Raw genomic sequence first — 289 nt, forward strand, 5'->3', positions numbered from 1 at the left:
GTTGCGCAGCTCGTGGGCGACGGTGTTGACGAGGTCGGCACGGTAGGTGTCGAGCTCGCGCAGCCGGCTGACCACCGCACGTTCCTGGTCGCGCTGGCGCGCGTTGGCCACCGCCCGCCCGAGGTCGCGGCCGATGTCGAGCGCGGCGTCGTACTCCAGCTGCGTCCACGCCGGGTCGTCCGAGATCCGCGAGAGGACGAGGAAGCCCAGGCAGTCGGGTCCGGCACCCAGCGGGACGAAGAGGACCGAGCCGACCCCGAGCCGCTCGAGGAAGTCCAGCACCAGGTCC

At 72.3% G+C, this 289-nt stretch carries 1 protein-coding gene; it reads right to left on the reverse strand.

The features are described 5' to 3' along the window. Nucleotides 1-289 (reverse strand): hypothetical protein (locus tag LZA78_RS17675; RefSeq protein WP_233678183.1); only part of this gene is annotated, 289 nt, incomplete at both ends.

The organism is Rhodobacter flavimaris, from assembly GCF_021378075.1.
GTDB classification, from domain to species: domain Bacteria; phylum Pseudomonadota; class Alphaproteobacteria; order Rhodobacterales; family Rhodobacteraceae; genus Rhodobacter; species Rhodobacter flavimaris.